The organism is Vibrio sp. 2132-1, assembly GCF_033344315.1.
Genome location: NZ_JAWPON010000733.1, coordinates 1 through 548, shown reverse-complemented (window position 1 = coordinate 548; position 548 = coordinate 1). Strand labels below are relative to the sequence as shown.

Here is a 548-nt window from a genome sequence, read left to right as displayed (position 1 = left end):
GAAACAACGAGAAATTGCCACGATTGCAGCGCTGGCAAATATCAACGGAGTGAACAGTCAGCTTGCGGCACACTACAACATCAGCATGAATAATGGCGTGTCTGCCGAAGAACTGAATGATTTCATTCTGGTTTTAAAGCAGTGCTGTGATGAAAGTATTGCGAGTAATGCTCAATCTGTACTGGATTCGGTGTTAGACGCCAAAAACTGATTGTTTTGGGTTTGGGAGATGTGTTCTTGGGCATGAAACAAACGATAAATGGTCAACAGGTTGGTGACGATAAAGGTGCTCTCAACCAATGAGCCACCAATCGAGCCAAGCCATAGGTTGTGGCTCACCCAACAAAATGAGTTGAATAAAATTAAGCTGCGCAGGGCGATGCCTTGTTTGGAAAACAGTGCCCAAGTGGCAACGGAGGAACCAAACACGGTGATGAATTCAAAAAAGTGGCTCATATTTGGCAGAGTCATCAGCCACATCAGTGCAATGAAGAACCACATCACTTTGCGTGATTGAGTTTTGATGGAGGCGAAACTGCGAATGCCAT

The 548-nt window shown here is 45.1% G+C and carries 2 protein-coding genes; one reads left to right on the top strand and one right to left on the bottom strand.

Going from position 1 to position 548, the window contains the following annotated elements:
• On the top strand, window positions 1-211 hold a 211-nt coding region (locus tag R8N47_RS27670; protein ID WP_318186420.1), incomplete at its 5' end, for a carboxymuconolactone decarboxylase family protein.
• On the opposite strand, the gene R8N47_RS27665 is transcribed toward R8N47_RS27670, so the two are convergent.
• Window positions 172-548 (bottom strand): YgjV family protein (locus tag R8N47_RS27665; protein ID WP_318186419.1); only part of this gene is annotated, 377 nt, incomplete at its 5' end. The two genes, R8N47_RS27670 and R8N47_RS27665, sit on opposite strands and share 40 nt — an antisense overlap.